At 33.2% G+C, this 14883-nt stretch carries 16 protein-coding genes; 1 reads left to right on the forward strand and 15 read right to left on the reverse strand.

Features of this window, described 5'->3' with window-relative positions; genetic code table 11:
• Positions 1-64: 64 nt before the first annotated feature.
• The 11 genes from ACW2QF_RS02640 to ACW2QF_RS02690 all read right to left on the reverse strand — a co-directional run bounded on the left by ACW2QF_RS02640 (position 65) and on the right by ACW2QF_RS02690 (position 10435).
• Entirely contained in the window at positions 65-187 is a 123-nt protein-coding gene (locus tag ACW2QF_RS02640; RefSeq protein WP_455714441.1) for a hypothetical protein, read from the reverse strand.
• On the reverse strand, positions 187-954 hold the full coding sequence (locus tag ACW2QF_RS02645) for an ABC transporter permease (protein WP_455714442.1): 768 nt from the start codon (positions 952-954) through the stop codon (positions 187-189). Before ACW2QF_RS02645 ends, ACW2QF_RS02640 begins: the two co-directional genes overlap by 1 nt.
• Positions 947-1849, reverse strand: coding sequence for an ATP-binding cassette domain-containing protein (locus ACW2QF_RS02650; RefSeq protein ID WP_455714443.1), 903 nt, complete (start codon positions 1847-1849; stop codon positions 947-949). The genes ACW2QF_RS02645 and ACW2QF_RS02650 overlap by 8 nt, the downstream gene beginning before the upstream one ends.
• A 96-nt stretch (positions 1850-1945) precedes the next feature.
• The gene (locus ACW2QF_RS02655) at positions 1946-3283 is read right to left on the reverse strand and encodes a sensor histidine kinase (RefSeq protein ID WP_455714444.1); all 1338 of its coding nucleotides are present in this window, start codon (positions 3281-3283) and stop codon (positions 1946-1948) included.
• 270 nt (positions 3284-3553) lie between these two features.
• Positions 3554-4222, reverse strand: a complete 669-nt coding sequence (locus ACW2QF_RS02660) for a response regulator transcription factor (RefSeq protein WP_455714445.1) — start codon at positions 4220-4222, stop codon at positions 3554-3556.
• Positions 4223-4499: 277 nt separating this feature from the next.
• The gene (locus tag ACW2QF_RS02665) at positions 4500-5096 is read right to left on the reverse strand and encodes a Maf family protein (RefSeq protein WP_455714446.1); all 597 of its coding nucleotides are present in this window, start codon (positions 5094-5096) and stop codon (positions 4500-4502) included.
• Between the two features lie 70 nt (positions 5097-5166).
• Positions 5167-5793 carry a histidine phosphatase family protein gene (locus tag ACW2QF_RS02670; RefSeq protein WP_455714447.1) on the reverse strand — a complete coding sequence of 209 codons (627 nt, stop codon included), beginning with the start codon at positions 5791-5793 and terminating at the stop codon, positions 5167-5169.
• A 13-nt stretch (positions 5794-5806) separates the two neighbouring features.
• The gene (locus ACW2QF_RS02675) at positions 5807-7009 is read right to left on the reverse strand and encodes a M23 family metallopeptidase (RefSeq protein WP_455714448.1); all 1203 of its coding nucleotides are present in this window, start codon (positions 7007-7009) and stop codon (positions 5807-5809) included.
• Positions 7010-7098: 89 nt separating this feature from the next.
• Positions 7099-8121 (reverse strand): GTP pyrophosphokinase, encoded by a 1023-nt coding sequence (locus tag ACW2QF_RS02680; protein ID WP_455714449.1) that lies wholly within the window; start codon positions 8119-8121, stop codon positions 7099-7101.
• A 175-nt stretch (positions 8122-8296) separates the two neighbouring features.
• Entirely contained in the window at positions 8297-9700 is a 1404-nt protein-coding gene (locus ACW2QF_RS02685) for a HAMP domain-containing sensor histidine kinase (protein WP_455714450.1), read from the reverse strand.
• 51 nt (positions 9701-9751) lie between these two features.
• Positions 9752-10435 (reverse strand): response regulator transcription factor, encoded by a 684-nt coding sequence (locus ACW2QF_RS02690; RefSeq protein WP_455714451.1) that lies wholly within the window; start codon positions 10433-10435, stop codon positions 9752-9754.
• Positions 10436-10603: 168 nt separating this feature from the next.
• Here ACW2QF_RS02690 and ACW2QF_RS02695 point away from each other — a divergent pair, with 168 nt between their 5' ends.
• On the forward strand, positions 10604-11182 hold the full coding sequence (locus tag ACW2QF_RS02695; protein ID WP_455714452.1) for an N-acetylmuramoyl-L-alanine amidase family protein: 579 nt from the start codon (positions 10604-10606) through the stop codon (positions 11180-11182).
• A gap of 81 nt (positions 11183-11263) precedes the next feature.
• On the opposite strand, the gene ACW2QF_RS02700 is transcribed toward ACW2QF_RS02695, so the two are convergent.
• The 4 genes from ACW2QF_RS02700 to ACW2QF_RS02715 all read right to left on the reverse strand — a co-directional run.
• Positions 11264-12139, reverse strand: a complete 876-nt coding sequence (locus ACW2QF_RS02700; protein WP_455714453.1) for a YitT family protein — start codon at positions 12137-12139, stop codon at positions 11264-11266.
• A gap of 300 nt (positions 12140-12439) precedes the next feature.
• A complete protein-coding gene (locus tag ACW2QF_RS02705; protein WP_455714454.1) occupies positions 12440-13375 on the reverse strand; it encodes an alpha/beta fold hydrolase in 936 nt (311 codons plus the stop codon).
• Between the two features lie 174 nt (positions 13376-13549).
• Entirely contained in the window at positions 13550-14164 is a 615-nt protein-coding gene (locus ACW2QF_RS02710; RefSeq protein ID WP_455714455.1) for a helix-turn-helix transcriptional regulator, read from the reverse strand.
• Positions 14165-14402: 238 nt separating this feature from the next.
• On the reverse strand, positions 14403-14883 hold a 481-nt coding region (locus ACW2QF_RS02715; RefSeq protein WP_455714456.1), incomplete at its 5' end, for an MBL fold metallo-hydrolase.

The raw sequence follows: 14883 nt of genomic DNA on the forward strand, positions 1-14883 counted from the left end.
GATATTTTGAAATGCCATACCTCACCTAAATAGGGTGCCGCAATTGCGACACCCTATTTTTATATTACTTTACTATTTCTAATAGAATCATTTCACCTACTACACCTTTGTCTTCCCTTACATCGCACCTTCCATTTACTTCTAACAAGGAATAATCTATCCTTTCCATTACTTTATCCGCACACACTAACTAGTTCTCCTATTCTTCCTCAAAGCAATAAACAATACAAGCCCAGATACCGCTGCTAAGAATATCATAGACTGAATGAATGGTACAAAATTATAGCTACCCCCTTGCCAGAATCCAGAGAAATCTTCACTCATATAGCTCATTGGAAACAGATAGGCGATAAAACGTAGTCCCTTAGGTAACTGACTTGGTGCCACCCCAAACATACCACAAAGAATCATGATTCCAAAATAAAATACCATTGTAATTGCATAAGTTGGACCAAACTTCTTAAAGTATAGAGCAATTCCATGGGCCAATATAAATAGAATGCATACCAACACATACAGACTAATTATCAAAATTACTGCTGCTTTTACAGTTGGTACTGGTATATCAAGTACCGTATAATCAACTAAAGTAAACAGTATCAGTGAAATGGTCATTACAATTAAATAACATACCATCTTCACAAGGAGTAATGTCTTGTCACTATATCCAAACATCTGCATCCGAAATGGTATATTCTTCTCTAATTCTTGCGAATAAGTCGCTGCATAACCAATTAATACGGTAGCCATGGGAATAATTAAACTCATTGTAATAAATACAGCCGTGGTGCTTTCTGCTAACATACTTTCTGGTACCCCTTTTAAGAATACCTTCACCGTAAGAATAGACATAAGGATAGGAAAGAGGATACCAAATACAAGTATAAATACATTCCCCAAGGCATTGCGTAATTCATATATAAACAACTTCTGATTCCATCTCTTTTTAGACATGAGTCACACCTCCTTGCAATGCATTAATAGACATGATTTCAATGTCACGATTGCTCCTCTTGAAATTTACATCATGTTCAATCAGGTTTTGTATAATAGCAATCTCTGCTTTCTCATTTTGACAAACAAGTGCAATAAGATGTTCAGGTGCTGCAATCTTATCATAGCATTTGGTGATTTCTTGATTCCTTGGCGTATTATCAAGAACAATAATTGCATGCTGACAATATTTACGAAACAATTCTTCTTTGGTTCCAAAATCTATCACATTTCCCCCATCTAATATCAGAATCTTGTTAACAAAATGATCTAACTCCTCATAATAATGAGACACCATACAAATTGTTGCACCTTTATCTTGATACCATTCTTGTAGCTTACGAATCAACTGCTGCCTTGTCTCAAAATCAAGTCCTGAAGTAACTTCATCGAAGAATGTCAATTTAGCATCTTGCAGTAACACTAATATAATCGTCATTCTCTGTTTCTGCCCACCAGACAGCGTACTAAACTTCTTATTCAAGCAGCCCTCCATATCGAAGAACTGAAGCAATTCTTGTAACCTTTTATCCTTCTTAATACTTGTATTTAACACACCTTCAATAATATAGCGAATTGGCATATTATCTACATAATTATTTTCTTGAAGATGTACTGCCATCTCATCTTTTCGAAGATTCGTTACGATACTTCCCTTGTAAGGAGCAACCCCTAATATAGCTTTCACAAGTGTTGTCTTACCAGCTCCATTCGCACCAATAATTCCGATTCGATCTCCCTCATTAAAGGCAATCGGTTCTGTTATTGATAATGCTACTTTATCTCCATATGCTACACGTAGATTATTAATCGTTACCATACATTCTCCCTCTCTTTGTAATTGTAATGATTCCATTCATTAAGCTACTTATAGTATAGCATTTCCATATGAATTTCATATGAAGATGCTGTGTAGATGTGATAAATTCAAGTATTCTACTTCAACTCTTCTCTAAACTTGTACGCCATGTGAAGTAGAACTTTCCCCAAAATATATGTAAGCCTCTACGCCATCAGACACATTCTTAACTTCGACCTGGTATCCAAGTAACTTACTGTAATAATGTACAACATAAAGCCCAAGTCCATGTCCTTTTTCTTTTGTCTCACTTGATACAAAAGGTTCGAAGATATGAGGCAATAATTCAAGTAAAATTCCTTCACACCTGTTATGGATACATAGCCCACTTTTATTCAAAGTTATCCTTATCTTTGTTCCACAATCTGCATATTTAACAGCATTAGATATAAGGTTATCGATGATCTTATACAAAAGCTCACCATCCGTTTTCATACTAACTGCCGTTACCTCTTGTTCTATGGTTAAATTCTTTTCCTCTAATTGAATCAGATAGTTTGTCTGACATGCAGTAAGAATATCTTCTACCTGAATAGGTTCCATCTTCATATTACCTTCACAGTGACTTAAGTATAGAATATCTTCAATCATCTTCTGCATAGATTTTAACTGTTCTTTCAGCTTTGGCAAATACGTCTCACTATCGCTGTATTTTCCTATCTTTTGAATCATTCCATCCACAAGCAGCATGGCTGCTGCAACTGGTGTCTTTAATTGATGGGAAGATGCCCGTAAGAATACTTCTTGTCTCTGATTCTGTTCTTGCAACAATAGGTTTGACTTCTCTAATTCTTCATAGTTATGGTTTAATTGCTCATATAAAGAATTCAAACTTTGACTTAGTAAAGCAATCTCATCTTCTCCCGATGCAATTTCTCTTTCCTTTTCTAAAATGCCAGTCTTCTTTACATAATCTGCATGATATGCAAGTTTTTGTATTGGACTAATAATCTTCCTAGCAAATACTTGCGTAGCGAGTAGAATAATTAAGATTGTTACCACAATAATCATAGGTAAACTCTGTATTACTACTGGACGAATCTCCGACATTCTTGGTGTCATTACTGGAAGAAAAGTAATTAAGGTCATCCCATTCTTCATACTGCAAGCCATATAAGAAGTGTAGTAATTGGATCCATCGCTTCCATCCCATTGACACACAACTGTATCCTCGCCTACTATAGAATATTTCTCTGAAATTTGTGTAAACTCATTGGAGTCGTTAAATTTCAGGTTTTCTATACGAATTGGTAATTCATCATTTTCTATAAATGCTTTCTTTAGTAACTGTTCTATGTAACCAAAATTAAAATCATAGTTTTTCATCGAAAAATCTTCAGAATCAATATCGTCTTCATACGCTTTTAACAGTTTATTACGAGTATCATGATACATCTCAAGCAATTGACTATCTGAAATTTCAATTTCCATAGATAGGTATGTATTATATATATAAATAGAATTTCCATGTTCAGGTATAGCGAATGAAAATGTTCCTGTAGGATTACTTACTTTGACTGAATCATAATTCTGTTCCTCTATAAAATGTTTCTGTACAGTAACGATTTCATCATAATAATTCTACTTCATATGATCCACATAAAGAGAAGGTAGCATGAATATGAAATATCCTATGATTAGAGAAATCAACAAAGCTACAAGAGTGGCACTATATAAAAATGTTTTTTTAGATAGATTCAACTATTTGTCCCCCTTATCAAACTGATACCCTACTCCAATAATCGTCCTAATATAATTCTTAGGTAGCTTTTTTCTAAGATTCTTTACATGTGCGTCAATAATACGGTCATTTACAAATGTGTCCTCATGAAAGATTCTCTCAATTAACTGTTCTCGGTTGAATACCCGATTTGGTTCACCTGCAAGTGTTTTTAGTAATAGAAACTCACTTACCGTCAGGTACAAGGAGTCTTTCTTATAGAATGCTTGATAAGCCTCCTCATCAATGATTAATTCATCATCACAGTTCAATTTCTTACCCGTTTGCTTAATACGATGTAAAACGGTCTCAATCCTTTTCATCAATAGAATCGGTGAGAATGGTTTTATAATATAGTCATCTGCATAGAGATTGAAGGCTTTCACCTGTGTTTGTTCATCATCTAGTGCAGACAGCATAATAACAGCCATGTCTTGATAGTGTTTTCTAATATATTCCAATACCTCCATACCACTAATCTTTGGTACCATGATATCCAGTATTGCTATATGAAACATTTCTTTTTCAACAGCTTGTATAGCCTCATTGCCATCAGTTACAAGAGTAACCTCATACCCTGCCATCTTAAAATACTCTGTCGTTACTTCTCTAATTGTTGGTTCATCTTCTAGAAACAATATTCGTACCATGTTCATATCCTTCCTACATTATCCAGTTATTTTCAAAGATTGTAGCACAATTTCTATATATGGTCAAACTTTGTGACATTGACACTATGCCTAAATTTATTTAAATTATGTATATAGCTAATATCTAAAATAGTTTCGTTGATACCAATTAGATATGGCAAAATCAAAAAAATCTAAAAAAGATGTTTGCCAAAGACGAATAGAAACAACCCGTATATAGCATTCAACTTTTTTAGATTTTTTAGTTATTTTATTTCTGTATTCTAATTTCGATATTCTAAATAGTAAGTACCCCTTCTTCTAATAAGACATCATATAGTCTTGATATTGGAAGTCCTACTACGTTATAATAATCACCATCTAACTTCTTAATATGTGCTGCAAACTTACCTTGCACTGCATAAGCTCCAGCTTTATCCATTGGTTCTTTTGTTGCAACATAAGCCTCTATCTGTGCTTCACTCATAGGGTTCACATAAACTTTCGTTCCAACAGCAAAGTTGATTTCCTTGTCACAGATGGAACCATCATCTGCTACCATCTTGATTATTACAGAAACACCTGTAAACACTTCATGTACATCGTCTTGTAATAATAGTAACATACGCTTTGCATCTTCTTCATTCTTTGGTTTTCCCATAATTTGATTGTTGTAAGCTACAATCGTATCGCACCCAATAATAACGTCATTTACTTTTGCATTCTCGGCAATATCATTAGCCTTCATGGAAGCTAAGTCCTTAACGATATTCACTGGTTCACTCTCTGTAATAATTTCATCCTTGTTGCTAGGTTGCACTGTGAATGGTATTCCTACTTGTTCTAAGATTTCTTTTCTTCTTGGTGACCCTGATGCTAATATTATATTGTACATATTCATCCTCCGTTTTCACTTTGTAACTATACTGGTAATTTCTAAGTTACTTACAACGCTTCCTCATATTCTACCAATTTCTACGCAACAATTCTGGTTCTTTTTCAAGATGCGCATAATCATTAAATCGCTCTAGATAAAAACGATTTCGCTCCTTATGATAGACCAATTGAGTAATACTTGTATTCTCTAGGCTAAGACCAAATTGCAATTTATTGGCTTGATCCATACCTAATATTCCCGCTACTATAGAACGAATTGTACCACCATGTGTTACGATTGCCACATTCTCATAGTCTGTACGAATTATTTCATTTAATACATTTTTTGCACGATTCCAAACATCTAAGCCACACTCTCCAGACGGAAATGCTAAGTCGCTAGTCATAGCAGCTCTTTCTTTTAAGAAATCACCAAATCGATCATAATTATAGGAATCTGGATTTCCTTCTAACTTACCAAAATCAATTTCTCTCAATTCTTCACGGATTGTATGTGAAACGTTAAGATGGGTATTCGCAATCTCTGCTGTTTCTTTAGCACGATAATAATGACTAGAATATAACGCATCTATATGATAATTCATAAGTCGAATTCCCAGTAAGTCAGCTTGCTTACGTCCTACCTCTGATAATTCTACATTTACATTACATAGCTTACTATTTTGTCTTGCGTGCCTTATAAGATATATATTCATTTGTTCCTCCAAACTATTGTGCTTTACTTTGTGTCTTCTTATATTCCTCTACAGCTGGATCTTTAATATTGTAGATTCGATACCATTCCTTAGTCTCTGTATTCTTCATTGTCTCTGAACGATTTCTGTATAGAAAACGTACTAAATTATAACAATCTACCCAGATTTCGTTATTACCTTCTTTTTGAGACTCATCAAAGATTAATTGTAAACCAATATGTAAATGAGAAGTATCAATATTATTTACATTTTCAGTGGTGCTGTATCCCGTTCTTCCAAGATACCCTATAACATCCCCTGCTTGAACAATACTACCTTCTTTTAATGTCTTATTATAAGGGAAATTTTTTCTTAGATGGGCATAGTAATAATACCTCTTTCCATCAAAACTTCGTATACCTAAACGCCATCCTCCGTATTGATTCCAACCAATTGCCTCAACATATCCTGATTCTACTGCAATGATTGGTGTTCCTACTTGACCCATCATATCATGGCCAAGATGCCGTCTTTTATATCCATAGGACCTTGATACGCCAAAATCATCATAATCATTGTACGGAAAATTTTTTGCAATAGGTAAAAAAGCTTTCAAACCATATTGCTTAACCCATACAACCTCTTCTGATGTATCATCTTTCTTCTGCTCGATTTCGTATTCACCTACTAATCCACCTAGTACCGCATTGTATGCTTCAAGGTAATAGGAATAGTATTTCATATCTGCAGTAATAGTCTCCATCGTCTCTTCTTTACTTTGAAGACGTTCTACAAGTTTACTCATATCACTATGCTTATACCCCTTAAACTCTCCACCATAAGTAGCACCTAGGTATGCTAGTAATTCAATCCAGTTGATATGTACGTCTTTTCCATAAGATTCAACATCATATTGATAGGCCTGCTCAAGTGCTTCATACGATACATTGAACTCAACCCATTTGATGTAATCCTTCTTCTCTTCTTTTGTGCTAGAATCTCCCGACGTGTTGTCCTTGTGCTCTTCTGTACTTTCATTATCCGAATCCTCACTTTCCCCAGAAGGTTGTGTTCCCTCTCCCTGCGTTGTATCTGACGTAGTACTTACTTCCTTCGTCTGACCAAGCGTAGCAAGTGTATGTTCTGAAACCTTATCATATATAAGGAATGAGGCGGCAACAAGCACAACGAACATTTCACATAAGATTCCTTGTTTTATTCGAAATAACCGATTCATACTTACCTCTCATGCTAAAGATATTACTATAGTATGAGAAAATATATTTCACTATTCCATTGAATCTGCTTTCTTTCTAATTAAGTTGCCTAATCCATTGATTTATTCTCACGGTCTTCCTGTTTCATAATGGTACGATACTTCTTAATAATCTCTTTCATATCCTTACGAATACCAAACTTTTCACGATATTCTTTGCTACATAATTCAAGCATCGTACGGATTGAACTAACCTGATACCATTTATAATTATCATCAAAATGTTGCAATATATCTAGTTCAACAGATTCTAGATACTCATTGCACAAATCATAATATGCTTTTAAGTCTCCAATACTTAATTCTAGTTGATTCAATTCAGATACCAATTCACTTGTTAACCTTGTGTTCTTTTCTTGTCCTTGGAAGAAGTAATCCATAAAAACTTGTAATGTATCCATATTAATCTGGTCATTATCCATTAAATTGAAATTTTCCTCCATTACATTGGATAGCATCTCTTGTCTATATTTAGAGATCTCTGCACGTAATTCTTCGAATTGTTCATCTGCTTCTTCAAGCATTGCACTAATTCTTGAAAACTTTCTTTTAAATTTCATTGGAATGTCATCATCTTTTTTGTACTCTAACTTGTGTTCAATCTCTGCCCAAGTATGCATAAGATTAGTTCTAATCTGTACTTCAGCCTTTAGATTACCAAAATCTCTATAATTTGGTGTGGATAACCATTCTTCCTTAACCTTTACAATAAAATGGTGAGAACGGTATCCAAACTCGTTTTCATCTAATAGTTCTTCTTTATCTTCACTCTCTAATACCCTAAATTCTTTACTGATAATCTCACATATCTTCTCGATATCACTACGATAATAGCAAATTATTCGAATTCCACAAATGTCCTCAATCTGATCAAATGGTGACTCTAATTTCTTTCTTTCAATCTTTTTAAGAAAAGAATCAAAGCTTTTAATTCGATACTCGATTGTAAGATAACCAACATTGATTTCTGAGAGTAGTATTTTCAATGCTTCAACTAAGTTCTTAGCTAACTTCTCATATTGATCTGCTAATTCAAAAAATTGTTTTTTTAATATATATATGTCTTTTTTCATGCTAACCTCCAAACTCTTGAATGATAATCATTCAAAAGCATCCCCACATAAGTTAATACTCCCTTAATGTACCCTCTCACTTCTATTATATTCAAAACTTGCTATAACTGCAAGTAATATCAGTAAGTACATAATTTCATGTAGTCATAAAAAACCACCACATTACCTGATTCCCTTATCTATTAACAGGAATCAAAACATAAAAAGTCACTCCATTTTCTTCATTCCTGACACCAACCATAAGCTGTAAGATATCAGCAATTGTTTTAACTATAGATAATCCTAATCCATGGCTAGAACTTCCAGAATGACTAGAATTATTTCCAGTGCAGAACACTTGCCAAATCTTATTCTTATCTTCATCTGGTATAGATTTTCCAGAATTAAACACCTCACAAACAACAAACTCATTTTCTTCTTTCACCGTTAATACAATCTTCTTATAATCATCCACATGATTCATTGCGTTAATTAAATAATTATTCAGCAACCGCTCTAACAGTTGATAATCCGTATAGATATTATGACTTGTACCAATTTGAGAGACAAATTCTATTTCTCTCGTTTTCATAATATTCTCATATCTTTCCACTAATCCGTTCATCAATGTTACGACCGAGAAACTTGTCTTATCAACATTCGTCTTACTCCACTCCAGTTCCGAATAACTTAGTATTTCATATACTAGCGCATTCATTTGATCGCATTCATCTACAATAACATTGCAATACTCCCTTATATCATCAATATTGTCTACCACTGAATGTTGGAGTCCTTCTGCATACCCTTTAATAACTGTAATCGGTGTCTTTAATTCATGGGTAATATTTCGAAATAGTTGTTTCCTATGTTCAATATCCGCTCTAAGCTGATTGATGTTTTGACTTAACTGAGACGACATAGAATTAATACTCGTAGCCAAATGTCCAACTTCATCAGGTGCGTGATAATCAACTTGATTGCTAAAATCTAATTTTGCAATACTTTCTGCAACGTTACTCATCTCAACAATCGGCTTAGTAATACGTTTGGATAGATAGATTGCAATTCCACCACCTATAAGTATAATAAACGCACCTACCATAATGTAGAACTTATTGGCAATAGCTACACTATCCTGAATACCTTTTATTGATTTTCTGAGAATTAAGTAATTGCCATCTTCTAATCTCTTCGTTAGAGTAATCTTATAATTACTCGTATTAGAAGTGGAGTCCTTCAATATACCAAAAGTATACCCTTTCATATCTCTATTCTGTAAAGCGATCTCACGCAAACTCTTTGATATCTCCTCATTAGGGCGTTTTTTTGAAACATACAGTATTTTCCCAACACGATTAATAACATAGACACTAATGCCTTCTTCTCTATCTACAGATATAATATAATCTTCGAAATCCCGAGAATTTTGCGTCTGATAAAAAGAGCTTATCTGATTTCCGATATCAACAAATATCTCTTTATTCTCTTTTATATAATATTTCTCTAAAAGGAAATTATTCGTAATCAATTCTACTAAGATTATAGCAATAATAAATCCACAAAATACGAATAATATCTTTCTTTCAATGGTCTTCACTCTTTCACCCTTACCTCCTTATCAAACAAAAATATAACACAATAACAAAATCTAGGTCTGCGGTGTTACCGTACTAGAATCAAGCATATATCCAGCACCCCTTATCGTATGAATATATTGACCACAATGTTTTAGTTTTGTTCGTAATGTTTTAATATGTGTATCTATTGTCCGAATGTCCCCGCTATAATCAAAGCCCCAAACATGGTCTAGAATCTGATTTCTTGAGAGAACACTCTTCCTATTCATAATCAAATACACTAACAATCGATATTCTTTACGATTCAATTCAACAATTTCATCAGATACTCTAACTTCATAAGTCAACTGATTCATCTGGACTTCACCTTCGCTGATAATACTCTCATTTTCTTTAATCTTTTTTCTCAAAATTGCATTCACACGCGCTACTAAAACCTCATAACTAAATGGCTTTGATATATAGTCATTGGCACCTGTATTCAGTCCCTTAATTTCATCCTGCTCACTACCTAATGCAGTTAACATGATAACAGGAACTTCTGAAAGTTTCCGTATCTGTGTTAAAACTTCTATCCCATTGAATAAAGGTAACATAATATCCAGTAAAACTAGCTCAATATCACGTTCCTCAAAGAATATTTTTAAAGCTTCACTACCATCACCAGCTTCTATGACTTGATAGCCTTCTTTTTTTAGAATGTCATGTATCAGTTTTCTCAAACGCTTGTCATCTTCGACTAATAAAATCTTCATCTGAAAGCAGTCCTCCTATATTTGTCTTCTCATCAATAAGTATATATTCATAAAGTGTCAAAATTGTTGCAATTACCAAATTTTAGTTATTAGGTTAATAACACCATAATTTATTATTTGAATAAACTATAACAGAGATATTATTAATCAGTAAGAGAGGAGAGCATCATGCCAATTAAAATATTCATAGACCAAGGACATAACCCTGAAACTGTTAATGCAGGTGCAGAAGGTTTTGGTTTACGTGAGCAAGATATAACATACAATGTAGGAATTTATCTTAGAGATATATTAAATAATGACTCCCGATTTGAAGCGAGAACTTCAAGAAATTCACCAACAGAAATCTTAGGATATAATAACACTTCCAGCTTGCAAGCTAGAGTGGAGATGGCAAATAGTTGGCCAGCTAATTATTTCATAAGTTTACACTGCAATGCCAGTGATAATCCAAACTATAATGGTACGGAAGTTTATGTAGAAAGAGCGTATTCTCAAGCATATTACCTTGCAGAATATGTCTTAAATGCCATCGTAAATAGAGTTGGTACTAGAGATAATGGAGTACGTATCAATCCTTCACTATATGTCCTTCGTAGAACAACTATGCCTGCTATATTAGTAGAAATGGGCTACATTACAAACTTCGAAGATTCTGAAAAATTACGTGATGATCAGTATCAATTTGCTTATGCGATATATGAGGGGTTACTAGAATACTTTGGTTTAGAACCTGAAGAAATGTAATATACATTAATAAAAAACAATCTCGAACATTGCATGTCTTATGCAACAATAGTTCGAGATTGTTTTTTGTATATAAACCTACTATTTCATTTCACTTGCGTATACTTTTTGCATCGAGAATCCCCTACCTCTGACCTCATTAACTTGGCTAATTATTACGAATGCATTCGGATCTATTTCCATAACCAGTTGATTTAATTTAGATAACTCCCTACTGCTAATTACAGATAACACCATTAGATTGTTGTTACGACACAATCCTGTTTCAGCCCGAATAAGTGTGGAACCACGATCTAATTGTCTAATAATCATTTGATTAATCTCTTCAAATTTCTCACTAACAATTTTAACCTGAAGTTGTGATTTTCCAAGCAATAAAACTTTATCTAGAACAATTGTATAAGTCAATACTAACAAAATTCCATATAGAACTTGTTCTACATTAGAGAATAAAATTTGTAATAATAAGATTGTAAAATCAATTACATATAATGATACAGAAACGGATATTGAAAATTTCTTATTAAGTACAAGTGGTGGAATGTCTACACCACCAGTTGATGCACCCACTCGCAATACAATTCCGATACCAAAACCGATCATAATACCGCCACATATAACTGCAAGTAACGGATCATTCGTAATACCACGTAATGCCGGAATTTGTTCTAATATTCCAAATATAAAAGGATAGTAGAAGGTACTTATTACTGTTGTTAATGCAAAAGCCTTACCAAGTACAAAAAATCCTAGCGTAAACATAGCAATATTAAACACGTAAACAAATAGTGTCATCGGAATATTGAATTGGTGATTGAAAAATAATGCAAGTCCCGTCGTCCCTCCCGTTATAAGATTGTTTGGCAAAATAAACATTACGATTGCTGCAGCGTAAATCGTATTTCCCAATAAAATATAAATCAAGTATTTCATATGCTTTTTTTGTAAATATTTCATCTGTCAAATCTCCTTCTTTATCAATCTACTAATTCACTATCTAGGCTTACATCTGCATTACTGCGCCATAATAAAGCACAAAAAAAGCAGACATCTGTCTGCTTTAAAATTCTATATAAAATTGTTTCCTATCATATCTTATTCGTTTATTTTCTAATTTATATTTCAATCTCATAATCATCACCAATATGATAATACCATTCATTTTGCAATTTGTAAACACAAAACTTGCAGATTACCGTTTAATACTAATAAATGATACCACTTCACTAGTGACACATTACAATGTAATTTTCCCGTTTACTGCTTACTTAAGAAATCTGTAGTTTTTCTTGCAATTTCCTTATAATTATTCCAATGCAGATAATGGTTTCCCTCTAGTATTACCACTTCACTATATTCTAGATGTCTTGTATATTCATCATAGTCTTCAGATACTTTACTTCCCTTTCCGTAGAAAAACAATACCGGCAACTTCTCATTCAATTGAATATCACTTGTAGTTTCTATATTTGCATCTAGATAGTTTCTCTCTTCTAGGACATTTTCGTTATAATAATTCCATATTGTAATAGCTTTCATTATCTTCCTATCTTTTTTTGTATAAGCATGGTTACTCTCATCAGGAAGATACTTGCTTGGGTTAATTGTTACTTCTAACCGAGATATTCCTAAAACTTCAGCATATTTCATTATCTTACTTGTCTTCTTATAATGGTTACCAATATAGACTTTCATATTAGGTAACGTACAGTCAATACCTACAATTGCCTTCACTTGTTCAGGATATCGATTTGTATAATAGATGGCATAAATACCCGCTTCTGAATGTGGCATTAAAACTATTTTACCTTTAACGCCTATATCCTCAAGTGCTAGGTGTATCTCCTGTGTTATATTCTCCACAGTTCTTGCTCTATCTGTTTTCTCACTATATCCGTATCCAAAAGGCTCAATTACTACCACACGATTCTTCTTAGATAATTCCTCTGCTAAGGGTCTAAAATCTAGCACAGGAGCTGCAGTCCCCAGTCTAGGTAATAAAACAATTGTGTTCTTCCCCTTTCCTTTACTATATACATGCATCTTTTTTCCGTAAATTTCAACCATTTCACCTGGTGCTTTGTATATTCCTTTTTCATAATTATCCTCTACGTAGTTAATTAGCAACCAACAAACCACAATCACTGGTACCCAAAAGAGAAGATTTTTTCCAAATTGCTTGACTTGCTTCATGCAATCACTCCTTTGCCATAGACCGGTGGCGCCTTTGACCGTCATCAATCTAACCTCTTATATACTATATTATACCAATAAAGGAATTGTATAACCATAATTTAGGCTTACAATTCCTTTTATAAACATATATTTTTGAAAGTTAGTAGATAATATGCGCATATCTAAATTCGGCTAATTGATAAGTGATAGTAATTTGAATAATAGTATAGCGATAATAAAAGTTATCAGTCCAGAAGCAAGTGCTAGTAAAAACTGTTGATAGGGTCTTTTTCCATATTCACGATTTTTGCTTATTTCGTCAAGGTGTTCACCATTATAAAATGCAACAATCTCTTTGTAAGTTTGTATATCATTCTCTTTTTTTAATTTTTCTACCTTTATAGCCAGAGTAAAAGTGATGGAAAATAGTATTAATGCAATAATTGCTCCATATAATTCAAAATAATATACTAATGGTGCCACAGATATCATTAAAACAATAAGTAAAACTGTGTATATCTTACCATAACGATAAAACTTTTTAATATCTTCTTCTTTGATTTCTTCTTCTTTAATTTCTTCTTTTTTGATTTCTTCCTTCATAATATCTAAATCTCCTTTTATTAATTGATCTAGAGATACACCAAACAAAGAACTCATTAACAGAATACTATGAATATCCGGATAACTTTTACCGTTTTCCCAGTTAGAAATCGTTTGACGGGTAACATAGATTTTTTCTGCTAATTCTTCTTGTGACAAGTTCATAATCGTACGATTTTTTTTGATTTGCTTATTTAGTTCCATGTTATGTCCTCCTTGTCTCATTGTAGTATGTATCCGATTCCTTATCTATCAAAAGGATTTGACACCATAGAAAATGAATGTAAAATGTTTTTGACATGGCTTTATTAGGAGATATTAGAAAGGTTTAAGTTATCAAATAAAACATTTCTTTACAATATTATACCATTTACATATGACAATGCCAATTAGAAAAGCACATCATTCCGGATGTGCTTTTCTATAAGCTACATAAATTTACTTACGCTTTCACATAAGGTTTCCCATGCCCAGGATACATCATTTTAATAGAATATGCCGATAACTTATTAACACTATCGGTTAATTGTTTAAAATCAAGAGCATTCATTGCAATTTGTGGTTTCTTAAGATTTGCATAAGTATCTCCCACTATACAATCACCTTGGTCTGTAATTATTGCAATAGATCCTTTCGTATGCCCTGGTAAAAGTAAAAGGGTTGCCTCTACCCCGTACGTATCTAGACGCATTTCATCTTCAATTAAGACATTTGGCAAGAATTCCTCAAATTCAGTGGCAATCCTTTCAGACACTTTTTTCATTAAAGGTTTTATGAATTTCATCACAACACGATACGCAAAACTCTTGTAATTACAACTTTTCATTATACTTTCTGAAGTTAATTGATTTACAAGGTATACATCATCTTTATGTAAAGCAATTGGTGCATCATACATTTCACTTAGATACTTTGCATTATAA

Source organism: Anaerosporobacter sp. (assembly GCF_965301125.1).